The following is a 7,500-nucleotide window of genomic DNA, read 5'->3' on the forward strand; positions in this document are numbered from 1 at the left end:
CCATTATCTGGATCGGGGACAGTGCATGGTAGGCAGTTTGACTGGGGCGGTCTCCTCCCAAAGCGTAACGGAGGAGTTCGAAGGTACGCTAGTTACGGTCGGACATCGTGATGATAGTGCAATGGCATAAGCGTGCTTAACTGCGAGACTGACAAGTCGAGCAGATACGAAAGTAGGACATAGTGATCCGGTGGTTCTGTATGGAAGGGCCATCGCTCAACGGATAAAAGGTACTCTGGGGATAACAGGCTGATACCGCCCAAGAGTTCATATCGACGGCGGTGTTTGGCACCTCGATGTCGGCTCATCTCATCCTGGGGCTGTAGCCGGTCCCAAGGGTATGGCTGTTCGCCATTTAAAGAGGTACGTGAGCTGGGTTTAAAACGTCGTGAGACAGTTTGGTCCCTATCTTCCGTGGGCGCTGCAGATTTGAGGAAGCCTGCTCCTAGTACGAGAGGACCGGAGTGGACACACCTCTGGTGTATCGGTTGTCACGCCAGTGGCATTGCCGAGTAGCTAAGTGTGGAAGAGATAACCGCTGAAAGCATCTAAGCGGGAAACTCGTTTCAAGATGAGATCTGCCGGGGCCTTGAGCCCCCTAAAGAGTCGTTCAAGACCAGGACGTTGATAGGCAGGGTGTGGAAGCGCAGTAATGCGTTAAGCTAACCTGTACTAATTGCTCGTGAGGCTTGACCCTATAACTTTGATCACACGCCGCAAGGTGTGCATTGGTCAAGGAAGTTATGCCAAGTTGACGCATTCAAAAATGGCTGAAGAGCCGAAATCTGATTCGAAACTCTATGAATTCGTTGTCTTGACTTGGTCAAGATGACAACAAGTTATGCCTGATGACCATAGCAAGTTGGTCCCACTCCTTCCCATCTCGAACAGGACAGTGAAACGACTTAGCGCCGATGATAGTGCGGATTCCCGTGTGAAAGTAGGACATCGTCAGGCTTCTAACAGCCCAAAACGCCTCACCATTCGGTGGGGCGTTTTCTTTAGAAGACATGAAAAATCTTTTAAAGAAAGCGCAAAAGCGTGATACAATAGAAGGCTTCGCTGATCGCAGCGTAGCAAAACAGGGTGATGTCAATTGCTCTTGGTTCTTTAAAAATATACAGCCGATAAGCGTGGGCGTTTGATGGTGATTGCCAAGTTCTTCGGAACTTAGCTTTAATTAGCTAACAAACGCTCATGAAGTAAAAAAGATGTGGAAATCAGAGATGGTGACCACGTCGATTCCAATTTATGAGTTGGTCGAAAGACCGAAAAAAAATCAAGATCGAACTATAGAGTTTGATCCTGGCTCAGATTGAACGCTGGCGGAATGCTTTACACATGCAAGTCGAACGGTAGAGGGGGCAACCCCTTGAGAGTGGCGAACGGGTGAGTAATATATCGGAACGTGCCCAGTCGTGGGGGATAACGTAGCGAAAGTTACGCTAATACCGCATACGATCTACGGATGAAAGCGGGGGACTCGCAAGAGCCTCGCGCGATTGGAGCGGCCGATATCAGATTAGGTAGTTGGTGGGGTAAAGGCTCACCAAGCCAACGATCTGTAGCTGGTCTGAGAGGACGACCAGCCACACTGGAACTGAGACACGGTCCAGACTCCTACGGGAGGCAGCAGTGGGGAATTTTGGACAATGGACGCAAGTCTGATCCAGCCATTCCGCGTGCAGGATGAAGGCCCTCGGGTTGTAAACTGCTTTTGTACGGAACGAAAAGGTTTCTATTAATACTAGGAGCTCATGACGGTACCGTAAGAATAAGCACCGGCTAACTACGTGCCAGCAGCCGCGGTAATACGTAGGGTGCAAGCGTTAATCGGAATTACTGGGCGTAAAGCGTGCGCAGGCGGTTATATAAGACAGATGTGAAATCCCCGGGCTCAACCTGGGAACTGCATTTGTGACTGTATAGCTAGAGTACGGTAGAGGGGGATGGAATTCCGCGTGTAGCAGTGAAATGCGTAGATATGCGGAGGAACACCGATGGCGAAGGCAATCCCCTGGACCTGTACTGACGCTCATGCACGAAAGCGTGGGGAGCAAACAGGATTAGATACCCTGGTAGTCCACGCCCTAAACGATGTCAACTGGTTGTTGGGTCTTCACTGACTCAGTAACGAAGCTAACGCGTGAAGTTGACCGCCTGGGGAGTACGGCCGCAAGGTTGAAACTCAAAGGAATTGACGGGGACCCGCACAAGCGGTGGATGATGTGGTTTAATTCGATGCAACGCGAAAAACCTTACCCACCTTTGACATGTACGGAAGTCGCTAGAGATAGCTTCGTGCTCGAAAGAGAACCGTAACACAGGTGCTGCATGGCTGTCGTCAGCTCGTGTCGTGAGATGTTGGGTTAAGTCCCGCAACGAGCGCAACCCTTGTCATTAGTTGCTACATTCAGTTGGGCACTCTAATGAGACTGCCGGTGACAAACCGGAGGAAGGTGGGGATGACGTCAAGTCCTCATGGCCCTTATAGGTGGGGCTACACACGTCATACAATGGCTGGTACAAAGGGTTGCCAACCCGCGAGGGGGAGCTAATCCCATAAAACCAGTCGTAGTCCGGATCGCAGTCTGCAACTCGACTGCGTGAAGTCGGAATCGCTAGTAATCGTGGATCAGAATGTCACGGTGAATACGTTCCCGGGTCTTGTACACACCGCCCGTCACACCATGGGAGCGGGTCTCGCCAGAAGTAGTTAGCCTAACCGCAAGGAGGGCGATTACCACGGCGGGGTTCGTGACTGGGGTGAAGTCGTAACAAGGTAGCCGTATCGGAAGGTGCGGCTGGATCACCTCCTTTCTGGAAACTGCAATCTAAATTGAACGCTCACACTTATCGGTTGTTGGAAGGTTGTCGCTGAGGACTTGGGCGTAAGCTTGTGTCGTTGGTGACCGGCTTGGGTCTGTAGCTCAGTTGGTTAGAGCACTGTGTTGATAACGCAGGGGTCGTTGGTTCGAGACCAACCAGACCCACCAATCCTTCTGAGGGCGAGTGCCAAAGGGTACTCAGATGAAACAACGGGGGATTAGCTCAGCTGGGAGAGCACCTGCTTTGCAAGCAGGGGGTCGTCGGTTCGATCCCGTCATCCTCCACCATCACTTATCGAAATGTTGAGCGGGTCATACAGGGGCCTGAAAAATCTTCATTCAAAACAAAAGTTGCTTGGCAAGAGATTGCAGAGGCTACTTTTGTGTTGATTGATATTGATCGATTAACAAGTGTCGAAAGGCACACGGCTGTTCTTTAAAAATTCATAGAGTCGAATCAGAGTTGCCAGGGGAAACCGCACATTCGTAAAGGTTTAGTGCGGACCGTGCCCCTGGTGACAATTTTTTGATTGCGTCAAAACGAATATTCAAACGACGTTTGAAATTCAAGTAATGACGAATTGTTCTTTTGATATTGGATGGAGACATCCGGTGTTGAGGAATTATTCATATTACGGCATAACGCGTCAGGTGAAAGACCTGACAGACATTCCTTGAAGACAACGATGAGGTCTCGCAAGAGAGTTCAAAGTTATAGGGTCAAGTGAATAAGAGCATGTGGTGGATGCCTTGGCAATGATAGGCGACGAAAGACGTGAAAGCCTGCGATAAGCTTCGGGGAGCTGGCAAATAAGCATTGATCCGGAGATTTCTGAATGGGGAAACCCACCCTTAGGGGTATCGCATGATGAATACATAGTCATGCGAGGCGAACCGGGTGAACTGAAACATCTCAGTAGCTCGAGGAAAAGACATCAACCGAGATTCCGAAAGTAGTGGCGAGCGAAATCGGAAGAGCCTGTTAGTGATAGCGCAATTGTTAGCAAAGCGGCATGGAAAGGCCGACCATAGTGGGTGATAGTCCCGTATGCGAAAACAAATGTGTGGTACTGAGCTAACGACAAGTAGGGCGGGACACGAGAAATCCTGTCTGAATATGGGGGGACCATCCTCCAAGGCTAAATACTCATCATTGACCGATAGTGAACAAGTACCGTGAGGGAAAGGCGAAAAGAACCCCGGGAGGGGAGTGAAATAGATCCTGAAACCGCATGCTTACAAAAAGTAGGAGCCTCGAAAGGGGTGACTGCGTACCTTTTGTATAATGGGTCAGCGACTTACATTCAGTGGCAAGGTTAACCGAATAGGGAAGCCGTAGAGAAATCGAGTCCGAATAGGGCGATCAGTCGCTGGGTGTAGACCCGAAACCAAGTGATCTATCCATGGGCAGGATGAAGGTGCCGTAACAGGTACTGGAGGTCCGAACCGACTAATGTTGCAAAATTAGCGGATGACCTGTGGATAGGGGTGAAAGGCTAAACAAACTTGGAAATAGCTGGTTCTCTCCGAAAACTATTTAGGTAGTGCCTCAAGTATTACCATCGGGGGTAGAGCACTGTTTTGGCTAGGGGGTCATGGCGACTTACCAAACCAAGGCAAACTCCGAATACCGATGAGTACAGCTTGGGAGACAGAGCACCGGGTGCTAACGTCCGGACTCAAGAGGGAAACAACCCAGACCGCCAGCTAAGGTCCCTAAAATTGGCTAAGTGGGAAACGAAGTGGGAAGGCTAAAACAGTCAGGATGTTGGCTTAGAAGCAGCCATCATTTAAAGAAAGCGTAATAGCTCACTGATCGAGTCGTCCTGCGCGGAAGATGTAACGGGGCTAAGCCAGTTACCGAAGCTGCGGATTTGCAATTTATTGCAAGTGGTAGGAGAGCGTTCTGTAGGCCTGTGAAGGTGGTGGTGTAAACCCTGCTGGAGGTATCAGAAGTGCGAATGCTGACATGAGTAGCGTTAAAGGGGGTGAAAAGCCCCCTCGCCGTAAGCGCAAGGTTTTCTACGCAACGTTCATCGGCGTAGAGTGAGTCGGCCCCTAAGGCGAGGCAGAGATGCGTAGCTGATGGGAAACAGGTCAATATTCCTGTACCGATGACAAGTGCGATGTGGGGACGGAGAAGGTTAGCTCAGCCAACTGTTGGATATGTTGGTTCAAGCCTGTAGTCGTGCTCGGTAGGCAAATCCGCCGGGCTTAGATGAGGGGTGATAACGAGGGTGCTTGCACCTGAAGTGAGTGATACCCTGCTTCCAGGAAAAGCCACTAAGCTTCAGCTTGTCATTGACCGTACCGCAAACCGACACTGGTGCGCGAGATGAGTATTCTAAGGCGCTTGAGAGAACTCAGGAGAAGGAACTCGGCAAATTGATACCGTAACTTCGGGAGAAGGTATGCCCCAAGTAGGTGAACTCGAACAGAGGGAGCCCAACGGGGTTGCAAAAAATCGGTGGCTGCGACTGTTTAATAAAAACACAGCACTCTGCAAACACGAAAGTGGACGTATAGGGTGTGACGCCTGCCCGGTGCTGGAAGATTAAATGATGGGGTGCAAGCTCTTGATTGAAGTCCCAGTAAACGGCGGCCGTAACTATAACGGTCCTAAGGTAGCGAAATTCCTTGTCGGGTAAGTTCCGACCTGCACGAATGGCGTAACGATGGCCACACTGTCTCCTCCTGAGACTCAGCGAAGTTGAAATGTTTGTGATGATGCAATCTCCCCGCGGAAAGACGGAAAGACCCCATGAACCTTTACTGTAGCTTTGTATTGGACTTTGAACAGATCTGTGTAGGATAGGTGGGAGGCTTTGAAGCTGGAACGCTAGTTTCAGTGGAGCCGACGTTGAAATACCACCCTGGTGTGTTTGAGGTTCTAACCTAGGTCCATTATCTGGATCGGGGACAGTGCATGGTAGGCAGTTTGACTGGGGCGGTCTCCTCCCAAAGCGTAACGGAGGAGTTCGAAGGTACGCTAGTTACGGTCGGACATCGTGATGATAGTGCAATGGCATAAGCGTGCTTAACTGCGAGACTGACAAGTCGAGCAGATACGAAAGTAGGACATAGTGATCCGGTGGTTCTGTATGGAAGGGCCATCGCTCAACGGATAAAAGGTACTCTGGGGATAACAGGCTGATACCGCCCAAGAGTTCATATCGACGGCGGTGTTTGGCACCTCGATGTCGGCTCATCTCATCCTGGGGCTGTAGCCGGTCCCAAGGGTATGGCTGTTCGCCATTTAAAGAGGTACGTGAGCTGGGTTTAAAACGTCGTGAGACAGTTTGGTCCCTATCTTCCGTGGGCGCTGCAGATTTGAGGAAGCCTGCTCCTAGTACGAGAGGACCGGAGTGGACACACCTCTGGTGTATCGGTTGTCACGCCAGTGGCATTGCCGAGTAGCTAAGTGTGGAAGAGATAACCGCTGAAAGCATCTAAGCGGGAAACTCGTTTCAAGATGAGATCTGCCGGGGCCTTGAGCCCCCTAAAGAGTCGTTCAAGACCAGGACGTTGATAGGCAGGGTGTGGAAGCGCAGTAATGCGTTAAGCTAACCTGTACTAATTGCTCGTGAGGCTTGACCCTATAACTTTGATCACACGCCGCAAGGTGTGCATTGGTCAAGGAAGTTATGCCAAGTTGACGCATTCAAAAATGGCTGAAGAGCCGAAATCTGATTCGAAACTCTATGAATTCGTTGTCTTGACTTGGTCAAGATGACAACAAGTTATGCCTGATGACCATAGCAAGTTGGTCCCACTCCTTCCCATCTCGAACAGGACAGTGAAACGACTTAGCGCCGATGATAGTGCGGATTCCCGTGTGAAAGTAGGACATCGTCAGGCTTCTAACAGCCCAAAACGCCTCACCATTCGGTGGGGCGTTTTCTTTAGAAGACATGAAAAATCTTTTAAAGAAAGCGCAAAAGCGTGATACAATAGAAGGCTTCGCTGATCGCAGCGTAGCAAAACAGGGTGATGTCAATTGCTCTTGGTTCTTTAAAAATATACAGCCGATAAGCGTGGGCGTTTGATGGTGATTGCCAAGTTCTTCGGAACTTAGCTTTAATTAGCTAACAAACGCTCATGAAGTAAAAAAGATGTGGAAATCAGAGATGGTGACCACGTCGATTCCAATTTATGAGTTGGTCGAAAGACCGAAAAAAAATCAAGATCGAACTATAGAGTTTGATCCTGGCTCAGATTGAACGCTGGCGGAATGCTTTACACATGCAAGTCGAACGGTAGAGGGGGCAACCCCTTGAGAGTGGCGAACGGGTGAGTAATATATCGGAACGTGCCCAGTCGTGGGGGATAACGTAGCGAAAGTTACGCTAATACCGCATACGATCTACGGATGAAAGCGGGGGACTCGCAAGAGCCTCGCGCGATTGGAGCGGCCGATATCAGATTAGGTAGTTGGTGGGGTAAAGGCTCACCAAGCCAACGATCTGTAGCTGGTCTGAGAGGACGACCAGCCACACTGGAACTGAGACACGGTCCAGACTCCTACGGGAGGCAGCAGTGGGGAATTTTGGACAATGGACGCAAGTCTGATCCAGCCATTCCGCGTGCAGGATGAAGGCCCTCGGGTTGTAAACTGCTTTTGTACGGAACGAAAAGGTTTCTATTAATACTAGGAGCTCATGACGGTACCGTA

Annotated in this window: 2 tRNA genes and 6 rRNA genes (2 of these 8 cut by a window edge); all 8 read left to right on the top strand. The window is 50.2% G+C overall.

The features are described from left to right. Window positions 1-697, top strand: a 23S ribosomal RNA gene (locus tag ACHEXK_RS00850) (it extends 2,183 nt beyond the left edge of the window). Between the two features lie 147 nt (window positions 698-844). Then, window positions 845-957 (top strand): 5S ribosomal RNA (rrf, locus tag ACHEXK_RS00855). Between the two features lie 330 nt (window positions 958-1,287). Further along, a 16S ribosomal RNA gene (locus ACHEXK_RS00860) occupies window positions 1,288-2,820 on the top strand. 99 nt (window positions 2,821-2,919) lie between these two features. Beyond that, window positions 2,920-2,996 (top strand) — tRNA-Ile (locus tag ACHEXK_RS00865). Between the two features lie 44 nt (window positions 2,997-3,040). After that, a tRNA-Ala gene (locus ACHEXK_RS00870) sits at window positions 3,041-3,116 on the top strand. A gap of 430 nt (window positions 3,117-3,546) precedes the next feature. Further along, window positions 3,547-6,426 (top strand): 23S ribosomal RNA (locus tag ACHEXK_RS00875). Between the two features lie 147 nt (window positions 6,427-6,573). Further along, window positions 6,574-6,686, top strand: a 5S ribosomal RNA gene (gene rrf, locus ACHEXK_RS00880). A 330-nt stretch (window positions 6,687-7,016) separates the two neighbouring features. Continuing rightward, window positions 7,017-7,500, top strand: a 16S ribosomal RNA gene (locus tag ACHEXK_RS00885); it runs 1,049 nt beyond the window's last position. Together the 16S, 23S and 5S rRNA genes with 2 tRNA genes alongside form the textbook arrangement of a ribosomal RNA operon.

The sequence above is a fragment of the Limnohabitans sp. DCL3 genome, from assembly GCF_048019295.1.
Classification (GTDB): Bacteria; Pseudomonadota; Gammaproteobacteria; order Burkholderiales; family Burkholderiaceae_C; genus Limnohabitans_A.